We start from the raw sequence: 14,336 nt of genomic DNA on the forward strand, positions 1-14,336 counted from the left end.
CGGGGAAGTACCAGGCATGTCCGCCAAAGGAGATCTGACGATAAGTCTGATCGGGCTCAGCGACCTGGCGACGGGGCTGAGATCGGTCAAGACGCGGATGGACGACACCGGGCAGGTCGATCGCGCCCTCGGCAACGGGGAGTTGGGCTCGTCCAGGGCGCATGACGCGCTCGACGGTTTCATGCACGGCTGGAAGGACGGCCGTAAGGAGATCGACAGCGGTCTGGAGAGCGTCGCGAAGATGGCGCAGGCCGTCGTGGACGAGCTCACCAAGACCGACCAGGAGCTGAAGGACGCGCTGGCCAAGCACGAGGGCGGCGGTCAGCCGTGACCGTGTCCTCTTCCGCCCCCTCCGGCACGTCGCCGGTGCGCGGGGTGAACATCCTGGTGCCCAGCTCCTGGTACGAGTTCGACATCCATCCGGCCACGCGCGACGCGTCGATACGTGAGGTCGTACGCGAACGGGTCCAGGAACGGCCGGAGTTGGCCGACTCCAGGACGGCGCTCATCCGCACGCTGACCCGTACGGCCGACGAGGCGTGGCAGACCGGGGTGCTGTACTTCGGCGCGCTGGCCGACCTGAGCGACGAGGCACCGCTGACGGCGAGCGTCACGATCGCGGTCCTGGAAGCCGACGACCGGGCGGACGGCACGGCGGACGGCGATCGGCCCGGCGGCGGGGCAGGAGGGCCAGGCGGGGCGGGCGGCAATCTGGCGGCGCTGGTGGCGGCGCTCAAGCCGGTCCCCGCGGGCCGCAGGCCGACCGACCCGTGGCGCCGGATCAAGCTGGTGGAGCTGCCGGACGCGGGTTCCGCCGCGCGCAGCGAGGGGATCGACGACATCGAGCTGCCGGACGACGACCGTACGGTCCGGATGGTGCTGATGCAGACCTTCGTACCGTTCCCCGGCGGCGACCCTCGGGTCGCGGTGATCAGCGGGGCGACCTCCCAACTCGCCCTCGCCGAGCCGATGCTGGAGCTGTTCGACGGCATCACCGAGACCTTCCGCTTCGTGTACGCCGACGACGACCCCTCCGCCGGGTCCGCCGAGAGGGTGAGCTGAGCCGTGACCCGACCCACCGACTGGCACAATCTCGACCTCGACAGCGACCCGACTCCCGGTGACGTCTACGAGATCAGGGCCGAGGGCAGGCGCTTCCAGACCTTCGCCGAGGACGTGGCGACCGTGCACTCGCTGCTCAGCAGAGCGGCCAAGGACCAGGCGCTCGCCGAGTGGAACGGCAAGGCCGCCGAGGCGTTCCGCGGCCAAATAGGCAAGCTGCCCGGGCAGTTGGGCAAGCTCCACGACTCCTACGGCGCGGCCGGCGACGCCCTGGTGACCTTCGCCGACTCGGTGGAGACCGAACAGTCCACCGCTGACGGCGCGTTGTCCCAGGCGCGTCTGCTGCGCAACGATCTGGCCGCGAAGCAGACCGAGTTGGCCCGCGCGCAGGTCGACGCGACCACGGCGGGCGAGGCCAAGGCGAAGCTCGACGGCTCCAAGGGGTCAGCCGGAAGCGCCGGCGGGAACGTACCGCCGCCCGACCCGGACAAGGTCCGCCAGGCGGTCCGCAACGCCCAGCAGGCCGACGCCCACAAGGACCAGGTCGCGGGCCAGGTCTCCGGGATTCAGCAGCAGTTGGCCGAGCTGCGCAAGAAGGCGCAGGACGCCGGGACCAACCACGGCACGGCGGTGGACGTCCTCAAGAAGGACCTCGACCACGCCTCCGACGTCGGCATCCACAACAAGAAGTGGTACCAGAAGCTCGGGGACTTCCTGGTCAAGGCGTGGAGCGTCATCCTCCCGATCCTCAAGGTGATCGTCGCCATCGGCGGCATCCTGCTGCTGTTCATCGGCGGCCCGCTGGCCTGGATCGTGCTGGCCGCGGCCTTGCTGGTCTTCGCCGACACCTTGGTGAAATTCATTCAGGGCAAGGCGGGTTGGGGCGATCTGCTGTTCGCCGCGCTGGACTGCATCCCGGTGATGGGCAAGGTCAGCATGCTGGTCAAGGCGGGTGAGATCGGCAAGCTGAAGTGGGCGGTGAAGATCCTCCAGGCCGAACGGAAGTACCAGAACGTCATCAAGGTGTGGAAGTACGGCGAAGACCTCAGCGGATTCCGCAAGGTCGCCTTCGGCTTCGCCAAGGGCCTGGGCAAGGACACCCTCAAGGACGCCATGAACGGCGGCTGGACGAACGTCAAGAAGAACTTCCTGGCCAACGTCGCGGGCAACACCATCGGCGCCGGGCTCTCCCCGCTGGTCGACAAGGGCTTCGCCAAGATCCCCCGGCTCTACTACAGCGGCCCGATCTCCGCGATGTCGGGCGCCGAACGCCGGGCGCTGGGCCACCTGTCGATGGACATGAACGGCCTGACGCAGCGCGGAAAGACGCTCATCGGCGCCACGAAGGGGCTGGTGACGTCGGTGACGAAGGAGACCGTCAAGAGCACGGTCTTCGGCAAGGACTTCACCATCGAGAACATCGGCTTCGGCACGCTCACCGGCTTCGGCAACTCGGGCGGCGGCTACCGCACCGGCCGGCACTGAGCGGGACGTTCACCCGAGCGGGCCGGGTCCGGTTCACCGCCAGGAGCCGGACAGACCGGGGGCCGGACAGACCAGAGGCCGGACAGACCGGGGCCCGCGACCGCTACGAGCCGCGTCGTACGGCCACGTCGTACCGCGGGTCGCCGAAACCGGCGGCCCGCGCCCGGCGCAGCGCCTCATCGCCGATGTCCCGGATCGCCGGGCCGCCGCCGCGGGCCTCATCGGTCCGCTCGGCGGCTCCGGCGGCCCCGCCCTGCCTGACCAGGCTCACCCCGCGCGGCCCCGGCAGCGCGAGCACTCCCCCGATCCTGGGGTCGCCCGCGAACCAGACCTCGCGCTTGGCGTTCTCGCCGAGCACCCGCCGCCAGCGGCGGACGTCGGGGAAGCGGACCCGGATGCTCACGTCCTTGTCCGGGTTGTCGGGCACGGGCAGCCGGAAGAACGGCACGCCGTTATCGGCCACTTGGGCGACGCCGTCCAGGCGCTGCCAGGGGTAGACCTGAAGGACCCGCCAGTACCGCTTGTAGCGCGGCTGTATCAAGGCCCACCAGCCGAGGCCGAGCATCGAGGCCGTCATGAGGACGTACGCGAGCCAGGTGACGTCGATGTCGAGGAAGACGTCGAGGAAGGCGAAGACCAGGGCCCAGCCGGGGATGCCCGCGGCGCTGACGACCAGCAGCGCCCGCAGCCGCCCGCGGGACCGCGCGCACCACTCGCGCGTCGCCGGTTCCGCGACCGCGCCCTCGTACGTCACCCCGTCGTGCGTCACGCTCTCGTACGTCACGCCGTCGCGCGGCGCACCCTCGTAGGCCCCAGCAGGCACGGGAATTCCCCCTCGGGTGTGGGTGCGGCCATCGGGTCCGGCCGTCGGCGTTCGACCCTAGCAGTGCGGGTCTCCGGCGGCGCGGGCTCAAGCGAGGGCCGAACCGCGGGCTGGACCGAGGGCTGGACCGAGAGGCTCAAGCGACGGGCCGGGCCGAGGGGCTGAACCGACGGCGCGGTACGTCACGGCCTGCCGTAGTCGGCCGCCCACGGGTTGAGTTCGGCGTACTGCTGCTTCCAGGCCGTGCGGTACTGGGCGGCCAGCGGCGGGGGGAAGATCGCCAGGACTTCGGCGACGCGCTCGGGGGTGGCGCCGTCGAGCAGCCACGGGATGTAGCGCGGCGCGAGGCCGAGGCCGATCTGATTGCGCTGGCTGTCGGCGAACAAGGCCCAGTCGGCCGGGGACAGTTCGCGCTCGATGAGCGGCAGCGCGTCGCTCTCCTCGTGGCTGAGGTGGGCGTTCAGTTCGGTGGCGAAGGCGTCGGCGGCGTCGCCGAGGGCGGTGTGGCCGCCCTGTTCGTCGGCGAGCGCCGCGTCGATCGCGGCGATCAGCGGGTCGATCCGGTCGTGTTCCGCCTCCATCGCCTCAAGGAGTTCGAGGTCGTCGGGGCGGTCGGCGAACTGGCCGCGCAGCTTCGGCCACAGGACGTCGTCCTCGGCTGTGTGATGGATGGTCAGGAACCGCTTGAACAGATCCCACCCGAAGTGGGTGGCGGTGAGCCGGGACGGGTCGTCGCCCGTGACGGCGGCGGACTTGGCGATGATCGCCACGTCGCGCCGCAGTCCGTCGTGGAAGGCGTACATCATCGTCAGATCGACGGTCTCGCCCGGCTGGTGCGGAGTGGTCATCAACGTGTCTCCCTGGAACTAGGTGAACCAGTGGATCAGGAGGAATCGCCACACCGAGGCTATAGTCAGCCTGCCGAATCGTCAATCCGCATATCTATCCGGGAGTTGAACCATTTCCGGGTCGAACCGAGGGGCTACTGAAGCTCCTTGACCACCTTCAGCGCGTCCCCGATGTGCCCGCCGATGTTCATCATCGAGGAGAACGCGTGCCGGACGACGCCCTCGCGGTCGATGACGAAGGTGACGCGGCCGGGCACGACGCCCAGGCTCGTGGCGCCGTACTGCTTGCGCACGGCCTTGTCGGTGTCGGCGAGCAGGATGAAGGGCAGTTCGTGGCGGCCGGCGAACTTCTCGTGCGTCTCGACCGAGTCGGAGCTGACGCCGATCACCTCGGCGCCCGCGTCGGTGAAGCTCTCGTAGCTGTCACGGAAGCTGCACGCCTCGGTGGTGCAGCCGCTGGTGTTGTCCTTCGGGTAGAAGTACAGCACCACGACCTTTTCGCCCAGCACATCGCTGAGCGTGACGGGCTTGCCCGTCTGGTCGGGAAGGGTGAAGTCCGGTGCCTTGGCGCCGACGTGAAGAATGGCCATGACGTCTCCTCGGTGGGATGCGGTCGGGAATGCGGTCGGGGATGCGGGCCGGGTATGCGGGTCGGGGGACACGGTCCGCGAGGGGCGTCGGGGACGGAAACGGTACGGGCGCCCCGCGCGCGACAGCCGGTGGTCAGACGTCCGCGCGCAGCATCTTCGTGAGCAGCGCCTTCAACTCCGCCCGGCCGTCGGTGCCGAGCCTCGTGCCCATGTCGGTCTCGGCGGCCTCGACGGCCCGCCGGGCGGTGGCCAGCGCGTCGCGCCCCGCGTCGGTCAGCCGCAGCGCGTACCGCCGCCGGTCGCGCGGGTCGCGCTCGCGCACCACCCGGCCCGCGCTCTCCAGGTCGTCGACGATCTGGAGGATCGCCTGCTCGCTGATGCCGAGCCGCCGGGCGAGCCGCTGCTGCGAACTCGCCTCGTCGGCCAGGACGGTGAGCGCGCCGAAATGCCGCGCCTGGAGGCCGACGTCGGTCAGCGCGTCCTCGATCCGGCGCCGTACGAAATGGTGCGCCTGGGCGATCAGCGGGCTCGTACGCCGTACACCGCGCTCGGGCGGGGTACGGGCCAGCAGGGTGCTCAGCAGCGCGTCGAGGCGGACGCGTTCCGCGGCGGTCAGGGCCGCGGTGAGGTGGTCGTCGCCCGCGGCCATCGCGGGTTCCATGGCCTTGACGGCGCTGCGGCCGTCGTCGGTGAGGGCGAGGACGTACGAGCGGCGGTCTCCGGGGTTGCGGGCGCGGGTGACCTGGCCCGCCTGCTCCAGCCGGTCGATCAGCTTGACCATGGTGGTGCGGTTGATGCCGAGCCGCTCGCCGAGATCCTGCTGGGAGTACGTGACGGGGGCGTCGAGCGCGTCGAGTATCTGGAAGTCGCGCGCGCCTGAGGCGCCTTGGCCGGCAGCGACGCCGAACTCCGGGGCGAGGTGATCGGCGACCCGGTTGGCGCGGATGTGTGCGCGGCGCAGAAGATGCGCCGCGTAGACGGCGAGGGCGGGCGGCAGTTCGGCGTCCGCCGTCTCGACACTGAGCGCGTAGTCGTCCACCCGGCACCTCCGCAGGTGAGGGTAGCAGGGACGGCCACCTGACCGACCGTCAGGTACGGCGGACGGCCGGAAGGCGCTCGGCCCGAAGGCGCTCGGCCCGAAGGCGCTCGGCGCGGCGGACGGCCGGAAGGCGCTCAGCGCGAGGCGAACGGCCGGTCGGTCGGCACGATCTCCTTGCCCAGGGGCATGAGCGACAGCGGGATCAGCTTGAAGTTGGCGATGCCGAACGGGATGCCGATGATCGTGACGCAGAGCAGCACGCCGGTGACGATGTGGCCGAGGGCCAGCCACCAGCCCGCGAGGATCACCCACAGCACATTGCCGACGAAGGAGCCCGTGCCCGCGTCCCGGCGCTCGACCGCGGTGTAGCCGAACGGCCAGAGCGCGTAGACGCCGATGCGGAAGGCGGCGATGCCGAACGGGATGCCGATGATCGTGACGCAGAGGAGTGCCCCTGCCAGGACGTAGCCGAGGAACATCCACACACCGCAGAGAATGAGCCAGATGACGTTCAGGATGGTCTTCACCGGTGGCCTGCCATGTCTTCGAGGCGGGAGATGCGTTCTGCCATCGGGGGATGGGTCGAGAAGAGCTTGGAGACGTCGCCCGCGCGGAATGGACTGGCGATCATCATATGGCTGGCGGTCTCCAGGCGCGGTTCGGGCGCGAGGGGCCGCTGCTGTGTGCCCGTTTCGAGCTTGCGCAGCGCGGAGGCCAGGGCCAGCGGGTCGCCGGTCAGGCGCGCGCCCGAGGCGTCGGCCTCGTACTCCCGCGAGCGGGAGACGGCCAGCTGGATGACCGAGGCGGCCAGCGGGCCGAGGATCATCAGCAGCAGCATGCCGAGGATGCCGGGGCCCTCGTCGTCGTCGGAGCGGCCGATCGGGATCAGCCACGCGAAGTTGACCAGGAACATCACCACGGAGGCGAGCGCGCCCGCGATCGAGGAGATGAGGATGTCGCGGTTGTAGACGTGGCTCAGCTCGTGGCCGAGGACGCCGCGCAGCTCGCGCTCGTCGAGGATGGCCAGGATGCCCTGGGTGCAGCAGACCGCCGCGTTGCGCGGATTGCGGCCGGTCGCGAAGGCGTTCGGCGCCTCGGTGGGCGAGATGTACAGCCGGGGCATGGGCTCGCGGGCGGTGGTCGAGAGCTCGCGCACGATCCGGTACAGCTCGGGCGCCTCGAATTCGCTGACGGGGCGGGCGCGCATCGCGCGTAGAGCCAGCTTGTCGCTGTTCCAGTACGCGTACGCGTTCGTCCCCACCGCGATGACCAGGGCCACGATGAGTCCGGTCCGGCCGAAGAAGCTGCCGATGACCAGGATGAGGGCCGACAGACCGCCGAGGAGTACGGCGGTCTTCAACCCGTTGTGCCGGCGGTGCACGGTGCGCCCTCCAAAGTGTGCGTCGGGGGGAACCTCTCCCCCTAGGAGAACCTCCTGCCCACAACAACGCCACCCGAGCGCCGCTAGTTCCCTTATGCGCACGCAGCGCTACCGGCGCGGGGCGTACGGATACGGCCCCCGGCCGGTCGGGGCCGGGGACGGACGTGCTGGTCAGAGGGCCGGAGGGAGGACCCGGTCAGAACAGCGAGCCCTGCGCGTACCGCAGGACGAGCTGCGGCGCGCCGGACAGTGCGACCCCGGCCAGCGCGGTCAGCGTGATGGCGGCGACGAGGCCGACGGGCGTACGGGTGCCGGGTACGGCCGCGAGCGCGCCGCCGGTCGTGACGCCGCTCGCGCCGCCGGTCGCTCCGCCGGTCGTGACCGCGCTCGGGGATTGCTCGGGGGCGCCCTCGGGGCGGGTGAAGAGCAGCGCCGTCCAGCGCAGGTAGTACACGAGCGCGATGACGACGTTGACGGCCATGATCACCGCGAGCCAGCCGTGCTGGGTGCCGACGGCGGAGGAGAAGACGGCGACCTTGGCGAACAGGCCGATGACGCCGGGCGGCAGTCCGGCCAGGCACAGCAGGAAGAAGCCGAGCGCGAGGGCGGCCAGCGGGCGGGTCGCGTACAGGCCCCGGTAGTCGCTGAGCCGGCCCTGCGGGGCGGTGCGCGAGACGAGGGCGGCCACGGCGAAGGCCCCGAGGTTCACCACCGCGTACATCAGGGCGTACGCGACGGTGGTGCCGATCTCGTGCGCCGGGTCGGCGGCGGAGGACGCGGCGGCCAGCGGCACCAGCAGATAACCCGCCTGGCCGATGGACGACCAAGCCAGCAGGCGTACGGCGCCGCGCGGCACGCCGGGCCGCTGCCGGAGCGCGCCGACGTTGCCGACGGTCATGGTGAGCGCGGCCAGTACGCCGAAGGCCGGGCCCCACACGTCGTGGTAGGGCTTGAAGGCGATGACCGACACCAGGATCAGGCCGGAGAAACCGGCGGCCTTGCCGACCACCGACAGATACGCGGCGACCGGCAGCGGCGCGCCCGCGTAGGTCTCGGGCACCCAGAAGTGAAAGGGGGCCGCGGCGAGTTTGAAGGCGAACCCCACCAGAGTGAGGGCCGCGCCGACCTTCGCCACGGTGACGAGTTGCGCGGGCGCGTGCGTGAGGCCGTCGGCGACGGCGGCCAGGTGCATGGTGCCGGTGGCCGCGTAGACGAAGCTGATGCCGAGCAGTGAGACGGCGGTCGCGGTCACCGAGGACAGGAAGAACTTGAGCGCGGCCTCGCTGGACAGCTTGTCGCCGCGCCGCAGGCCGACCAGCGCGAAGGCGGGCAGGGTGGCGACCTCGAGGGCGACGATCAGGGTCGCCAGGTCGCGGGAGGCGGGCAGCAGCGCGGCGCCGGAGGCGGAGGCGAGCAGCAGGAACCAGTACTCGCCCGCCGGGAGGTCGTCCTGGGTGTTGACCGACAGCAGGGCCGTGAGCAGCGCGCCGCCGAGCACCAGGGCCTGGATGACCAGGGTGAAGTGGTCGGCCGCGTACGAGCACCCGCCGCCGCCCGCGGGGAGGTCGGCGGCGGTGCCGGGGTGCACGACCGTCACGCAGAAGGTGGCGTGGCGGCCCGCCCGCAGCGGGATCAGGGCCAGCGCGGCCAGGACGAGTCCCGCGACGGTGATCCAGGCCAGCAGTTCCTTGCGGGCCTTGGGCAGGAAGAGGTCGGCGACCAGGACGACGAGGGCGAGGACCGCCGGGATGGCGGCGGGGGCGAGCGCCGTCCAGTCGACGGACTGCACGAGGGACGGCATCAGTTGCCTCCGAGGAGGGTGTGCACGGCCGGATCGGTGAGGCCGAGCAGGACGGCGGGCCACAGTCCGGCCAGGACGGTGAGCGCGGCGAGCGGCGTCCAGGCGGCGAATTCGTACGCCTGGACGTCGGCGAGCGCGGGCTGCGCGTCGACGGTCTCGCGGTCGCCCATGCAGACCCGGCGGACCACGACCAGCAGGTACGCGGCGGTGAGCAGGGTGCCGAAGGCGGCGACGGCGGTGAAGGTCAGATACGCGGGGCGGCTGAGGCCCGCGGCGGGTTTGAAGGCGCCGAACATCGACAGCATCTCGCCCCAGAATCCGGCCAGGCCCGGCAGCCCGAGGGAGGCGACGGCGGCGAAGGCGACCAGGCCGCCCAGGCGCGGCGCCTTGCCGTAGAGCGCGGCTCCCGTGGCGCCGGCGAGGGTGTCGAGGTCGCTGGAGCCGTATCGGTCCTTCAAGGCGCCGACCAGGAAGAACAGCAGGCCGGTGATGAGACCGTGGGCGATGTTGGCGAAGAGCGCGCCGTTGACGCCGGTGGGGGTCAGGGAGGCGATGCCGAGCAGGACGAAACCCATGTGGCCGACGGAGGAGTACGCGATCAGCCGCTTGAGGTCGCCGCCGTTGCCCCGGCGGGCCAGCGCGAGGCAGGCGAGCGAGCCGTAGACGATGCCGACGACGGCGAAGGCGGCCAGGTAGGGGGCGAAGGTGTGGATGCCGTCGGGGGCCATCGGCAGGACGATCCGGACCAGGCCGTAGGTGCCCATCTTCAGCAGCACGCCCGCGAGCAGCACCGATCCGACGGTGGGGGCGGCGGTGTGGGCGTCGGGCAGCCAGCTGTGCAGCGGCCACATCGGGGCCTTCACGGCCAGGCCGAGGCCGATCGCGAGGACCGCGATCAGTTGCGTGGAGTGACTGAGCGATGACCCGTTGTCAGTGGCGAGTGCCACCATGTCGAATGTGCCCGCCTTCACGCCGATGAGGAGCAGGCCGAGCAGCATGATCACGGAGCCGAGGAGGGTGTAGACGATGAAGCGCAGTGCGGACCGCTCGCGGTCCCCGCCGCCCCAGCGGGCGATGAGGAAGTACATCGGGATGAGGACCGTCTCGAAGGCGAGGAAGAACAGCATCAGGTCGAGCACGGCGAAGGTCGCCAGCGTGCCCGCTTCCAGGAGCAGCAGCAGGGCGACGAACGCCTTGGGGCCGGGGCCCGCGGGCATTTTGAAGTAGCTGTAGAGCGCGCAGAGGAAGGTCAGCAGCGCGGTCAGGACGAGGAGGGGGAGCGAGATGCCGTCGACGCCGAGGTGGAGATGGATCTTGAGCGCGGGGATCCAGTTGAGGTCGGTGGTGGCCTGGGTCCTGGCGGGGTGGTCGTGGTCGAAGCCGGCCGCGAGGACGATCGCCAGGACGAGTACGGCGCCGGTGACGGTGACGCCGTGCCGCAGGACGGCCTGGCCGGGGTCACGGCCCTTCAGGCCGGGCGGCGGCGGGAGCAGGGCGCCGACCGCGCCGAGCAGCGGCAGCACGAGGAGTGCCGCGAGGACGTACTGGAGGGCGGTGTCGTTCACTTCGGGCTCAGCCTCCGACGGCGACGAGGACGGCGAGGACGACCGCACCGGCCAGCAGCGCGCTGAGGTAGGTCTGGACGTTTCCGGTCTGGGCCTTGCGGACGGCCGCGCCGAGCAGCCGGGGGGTGCCGCCCGCGCCGCGGACGTAGGTCTCGATGACCTCGCGGTCCAGGAAGCGGACGAGTTGCGCGGCGGCCAGCACCGGGCGGACGAACAGCGCGGTGTAGAGGGCGTCGAGGTGGAAGCCGTGGGCCGCGTGGCGGTGCAGCCTGCCCAGCAGCAGACGGCCGGGGTCGCCCGGGTCGTCGGCGGACGCGATGTCGCCGTAGATCGCCTCGTGGGTGGCGGTGGCCTCGGCCTCGACGAGGGCGGGTTCCGCGCCGGGGTCGCCGTCGGCGGTGACGACGGCTCCGACGGGGACGGCGAGCCGGGTGGCGGTGGCCGCCTTCCAGGCGCCGTAGGTGATCAGGACGCCGACCAGGGCCAGGCCGGTGCCGAGGACGGAGGTGATCAGGGTGGGGCCGAGCGGGGCGCCGCCGAACCAGTCGGGCAGCTCGCGGTAGGCGAGGCCGCCGAAGGCGATGGTGGGGACGGCCAGCACCCACAGCACGGAGGTCATCACGACCGGCTGCCTGCCGTGGTCGGGGGCCTCGGGGCCGCTGCCGCGGAAAGCCAGCAGGAACAGCCGGGTGGCGTATCCGGCGGTCAGGACGGCGGCGGTCAGGCCCGCGACGAAGACGGTCCAGCCGACGGCCGAGGGGACGTGCGCGGTGTGCCCGGCCGAGGCGTGCTCGGCGGCGCGCAGCACGGACTCCTTGGAGAAGAAGCCGGACAGCGGAGGGAGGGCCGCGAGGGCGGCGAGCGCGATGCCCATCGTCCACATGGCGTCGGGGACGCGCTTGGCGAGCGAGCCCATGCGGGACATCGCGGTGAGCGAGTTGGTGCCCGCCGCGTGGATGACGACGCCCGCGCCGAGGAAGAGCAGCGCCTTGAAGGCGCCGTGCGACAGGAGGTGGAAGACGGCGGCGTCGCGGTCGGCGACGGCCAGGGCGCCCGCCATGTAGCCGAGCTGGCCGATGGTGGAGTACGCCAGCACGCGTTTGATGTCGTCCTGGGCGAGGGCGGCCAGGCCCGAGCCGATCATGGTGACGGCGGCCATCACGGCGAGGACGGCCAGCGCGGCGGCGGACGCGGTGAACACCGGCAGCAGCCTGGCCACGAGATAGATGCCGGCGGCGACCATGGTGGCGGCGTGGATCAGCGCGGAGACCGGGGTGGGACCGGCCATCGCGTCGGGCAGCCAGGTGTGCAGCGGGAACTGCGCGGACTTGCCCGCGACCCCGGCGAGCAGCAGCAGCGCGATCACCGTGGGGTGGTGGAGCCGGCCGTCCGCCGCGGCGGAGAGGATGCCGCTGATCCGGAAGGTCCCGGCGTCGGCGGCGAGCGCGAACACTCCGATGAGGAAGGGGACGTCGCCGAGCTTGGTGACCAGGAACGCCTTGATCGACGCCGTCCTGGCGGCCTCGGTCTCCCAGTAGTGCCCGACCAGGAAGTACGAGCAGATGCCCATGATCTCCCAGCCGACCAGCAGCACCATCAGGTCGCCCGAGTAGACGACCAGGAACATGGCGGCGGTGAACAGCGAGACGAGGGCGGCGTACGAGGGATAGCGCGGGTCGTCGCGCAGATAGGCGGTGGAGTAGAGCTGGACGCAGGTGGCGACGAGGCCGACGAGGACGGCGATCAGGACCGCGAAGCCGTCCAGGTGCAGGGCGAGGTAGACGGGCGCGGAGCCGGTGTCGGTGAGCTTGTGGACGGCGTCGGTCGGCGCGCCGGTGCCCTGGCGGGCGGCGACGACCGCGGCCAGGACGAAGGCGGTGGCGGTGGGCAGTACGGCCAGCGGGCGTACGAAGCCGGGTGCGCGCCGGCCGAGCAGGAGTCCGGTGACCGCGCCGAGGAAGGGCAGGAGGGGGACGAGCGCGGCAAGGGCGGTCAGGGTCACGCGGCGGCCTCGGCCTTCTTGTCGGCGGCCGTGCCGTCCGGGTCGGACGCGGTGTGCTCGGACGACGCGTGCTCGGCTGACGCGTGCTCGGCTGACGCGTGCTCGGGCGGCTCGGCGAGGTCGGTGAGCCGGTCGATGTCGGAGCTGCCGCGGTTGCGGTACACGAGCAGCACGATCGCCAGGCCGAGACCGATCTCGGCGGCGGCGATCGTGATGGTGAACAGGGTGAGGGCCTGGCCGGAGTGGAGGGTGTCGCGCAGCCACACGTCGAAGGCGACCAGGTTGAGATTGACGGCGTTGAGCATCAGCTCGACGGACATCAGGACGAGGATCGCGTTGCGGCGGGCGAGGACGCCGTAGACACCGACGCAGAAGAGGAGGGCGGCGAGGACGGCCGGGTAGACGAGGTGCATCAGTTCTCCTTGCCCTGGCCGGTGGGGGTGCCGCTGGGGCTGCCGGTGGGGGTGCGGCCGCCCGTGCCGGTCCCGGTGCCCTTAGCGGCACCGGTGTCCTTAGCGGTCCCGGTGCCCGCGCGGTCCTCGGCGGTCTCGCGGCGGGAGAGGACGATCGCGCCGACGAGGGCGGCGAGCAGCAGCACCGACAGCGCCTCGAAGGGCAGCACCCAGAAGCGGAACAGGGTCTGCCCGGTGGCGTGCGAGGAGCCCTGGACCACGCCGTGCAGGTCGATCCAGGTGGAGCGGAAGGCGTCCACGACCACCCACACCAGGGTGACCGCGGCGGCGACGGCGACCCCGAGGGCGACCCAGCGGTTCTCGGAGTCGGCGTCCGGCGAGCGGCCGATGGGCGCTCTGGTCAGCATCAGTCCGAACAGCAGGAGGACGACGACGGAGCCGACGTAGATCAGCACCTGCACCCAGGCGATGAACTCGGCCGTGAGCAGCAGGTATTCGACGGCGAGGCCGCCGAGGGCGACGACCAGCCACAGGGCCGCGTGCACGAGCTGCCGGGTGGTGACGGTCAGGACGGCCGCGCCGAGAGTGACGAGGCCGATGAGGAGGAAGGCGATCTCGACGCCGGTGGGCGAGAGGAAGCCGCCCTGGCTGTGGATGGTTTCGTGGACGATCACGAGTCGCCCTCCCCCGGCGCGGAGGGTCCTTCGGTCGCCGGGTCGGTCGCCGGGTCGGTCGCCGTCGGGGCCTGCGGCCGGGCCTCTGTTTGGGCCCGCGCCTCCGCCCGGGCCTGGGCTTCCGCCTGGGCCTGGGCCGCGATGAGCTTGTCGGCGGCCTTGCGGGCGGCGGCGATCTCCTTGGGTTCCTCGGCGGCCGGGTCGAGCGCGGGAGGCGCGGGCACCGTCCACATCCAGTCGCGCAGCTTGTCGCGCTCGTGGGTGAGTTCGAGGATGTCGGTCTCGGCGTACTCGAACTCCGGCGACCAGAACAGCGCGTCGAAGGGGCACACCTCGATGCAGATGCCGCAGTACATGCACAGCGAGAAGTCGATGGCGAAGCGGTCCAGCACATTGCGGCTGCGCTCGCGCCCGCCGGGGGCGGCGGCCGGTGTCGTCTCCTTGTGGGAGTCGATGTAGATGCACCAGTCGGGGCACTCGCGGGCGCACAGCATGCAGACCGTGCAGTTCTCCTCGAACAGCGCGATCACCCCGCGCGAGCGCGGCGGGAGTGCGGGCAGCGCGTCCGGGTACTGGTCGGTGACGGAACGCTTCGTCATCGTCCGCAGGGTGACGGCCAGGCCCTTGGCGAGGCCGGTTCCGGGGATGGCCAT

General features: G+C 71.4%; 15 protein-coding genes. 3 read left to right on the top strand and 12 right to left on the bottom strand.

Annotation, left to right across the window (positions count from 1 at the left end):
* Window positions 1–16: 16 nt before the first annotated feature.
* Genes ACIQCJ_RS11250 through ACIQCJ_RS11260 form a run of 3 tightly spaced genes read left to right on the top strand, consistent with a single transcriptional unit; the run spans window position 17 to window position 2,547 of the window.
* Window positions 17–331: a hypothetical protein gene (locus ACIQCJ_RS11250; protein ID WP_355340301.1), complete on the top strand. Its 315-nt coding sequence runs from the start codon at window positions 17–19 to the stop codon at window positions 329–331.
* Window positions 328–1,062 (top strand): hypothetical protein, encoded by a 735-nt coding sequence (locus ACIQCJ_RS11255; RefSeq protein ID WP_402711209.1) that lies wholly within the window; start codon window positions 328–330, stop codon window positions 1,060–1,062. The genes ACIQCJ_RS11250 and ACIQCJ_RS11255 overlap by 4 nt, the downstream gene beginning before the upstream one ends.
* Window positions 1,063–1,065: 3 nt before the next feature.
* Window positions 1,066–2,547, top strand: coding sequence for a putative T7SS-secreted protein (locus tag ACIQCJ_RS11260; RefSeq protein ID WP_402711210.1), 1,482 nt, complete (start codon window positions 1,066–1,068; stop codon window positions 2,545–2,547).
* 103 nt (window positions 2,548–2,650) lie between these two features.
* Here the strand turns inward: ACIQCJ_RS11260 and ACIQCJ_RS11265 are convergent, their stop codons facing one another.
* From ACIQCJ_RS11265 to ACIQCJ_RS11320, 12 genes are all read right to left on the bottom strand, one after another.
* Window positions 2,651–3,370, bottom strand: a complete 720-nt coding sequence (locus ACIQCJ_RS11265) for a hypothetical protein (RefSeq protein ID WP_402711211.1) — start codon at window positions 3,368–3,370, stop codon at window positions 2,651–2,653.
* A 182-nt stretch (window positions 3,371–3,552) separates the two neighbouring features.
* Window positions 3,553–4,218: a hemerythrin domain-containing protein gene (locus tag ACIQCJ_RS11270; RefSeq protein WP_402711212.1), complete on the bottom strand. Its 666-nt coding sequence runs from the start codon at window positions 4,216–4,218 to the stop codon at window positions 3,553–3,555.
* Between the two features lie 134 nt (window positions 4,219–4,352).
* Window positions 4,353–4,808, bottom strand: a complete 456-nt coding sequence (locus ACIQCJ_RS11275) for a peroxiredoxin (RefSeq protein ID WP_355340316.1) — start codon at window positions 4,806–4,808, stop codon at window positions 4,353–4,355.
* Window positions 4,809–4,941: 133 nt separating this feature from the next.
* On the bottom strand, window positions 4,942–5,847 hold the full coding sequence (locus tag ACIQCJ_RS11280) for a MarR family transcriptional regulator (protein ID WP_355340319.1): 906 nt from the start codon (window positions 5,845–5,847) through the stop codon (window positions 4,942–4,944).
* Window positions 5,848–5,981: 134 nt separating this feature from the next.
* Entirely contained in the window at window positions 5,982–6,374 is a 393-nt protein-coding gene (locus ACIQCJ_RS11285) for a YccF domain-containing protein (RefSeq protein ID WP_355340322.1), read from the bottom strand.
* Complete coding sequence (gene htpX / locus ACIQCJ_RS11290) at window positions 6,371–7,228, bottom strand: zinc metalloprotease HtpX (protein WP_188284004.1); 858 nt, start codon at window positions 7,226–7,228, stop codon at window positions 6,371–6,373. Before htpX ends, ACIQCJ_RS11285 begins: the two co-directional genes overlap by 4 nt.
* A gap of 196 nt (window positions 7,229–7,424) precedes the next feature.
* Window positions 7,425–9,029: an NADH-quinone oxidoreductase subunit N gene (locus ACIQCJ_RS11295; protein ID WP_402711213.1), complete on the bottom strand. Its 1,605-nt coding sequence runs from the start codon at window positions 9,027–9,029 to the stop codon at window positions 7,425–7,427.
* Window positions 9,029–10,594: an NADH-quinone oxidoreductase subunit M gene (locus tag ACIQCJ_RS11300; RefSeq protein WP_355340330.1), complete on the bottom strand. Its 1,566-nt coding sequence runs from the start codon at window positions 10,592–10,594 to the stop codon at window positions 9,029–9,031. The genes ACIQCJ_RS11295 and ACIQCJ_RS11300 overlap by 1 nt, the downstream gene beginning before the upstream one ends.
* A gap of 7 nt (window positions 10,595–10,601) precedes the next feature.
* Window positions 10,602–12,596: an NADH-quinone oxidoreductase subunit L gene (locus ACIQCJ_RS11305; RefSeq protein ID WP_401309127.1), complete on the bottom strand. Its 1,995-nt coding sequence runs from the start codon at window positions 12,594–12,596 to the stop codon at window positions 10,602–10,604.
* Window positions 12,593–13,009 (bottom strand): NADH-quinone oxidoreductase subunit NuoK, encoded by a 417-nt coding sequence (nuoK, locus tag ACIQCJ_RS11310; protein ID WP_391050406.1) that lies wholly within the window; start codon window positions 13,007–13,009, stop codon window positions 12,593–12,595. Before nuoK ends, ACIQCJ_RS11305 begins: the two co-directional genes overlap by 4 nt.
* Window positions 13,009–13,680 (bottom strand): NADH-quinone oxidoreductase subunit J, encoded by a 672-nt coding sequence (locus ACIQCJ_RS11315; protein WP_402711290.1) that lies wholly within the window; start codon window positions 13,678–13,680, stop codon window positions 13,009–13,011. Before ACIQCJ_RS11315 ends, nuoK begins: the two co-directional genes overlap by 1 nt.
* Window positions 13,680–14,336 (bottom strand): NuoI/complex I 23 kDa subunit family protein, encoded by a 657-nt coding sequence (locus ACIQCJ_RS11320; protein WP_402711215.1) that lies wholly within the window; start codon window positions 14,334–14,336, stop codon window positions 13,680–13,682. The genes ACIQCJ_RS11315 and ACIQCJ_RS11320 overlap by 1 nt, the downstream gene beginning before the upstream one ends.

It is taken from the genome of Streptomyces sp. NPDC093221 (assembly GCF_044753885.1).
Classification (GTDB): domain Bacteria; phylum Actinomycetota; class Actinomycetes; order Streptomycetales; family Streptomycetaceae; genus Actinacidiphila.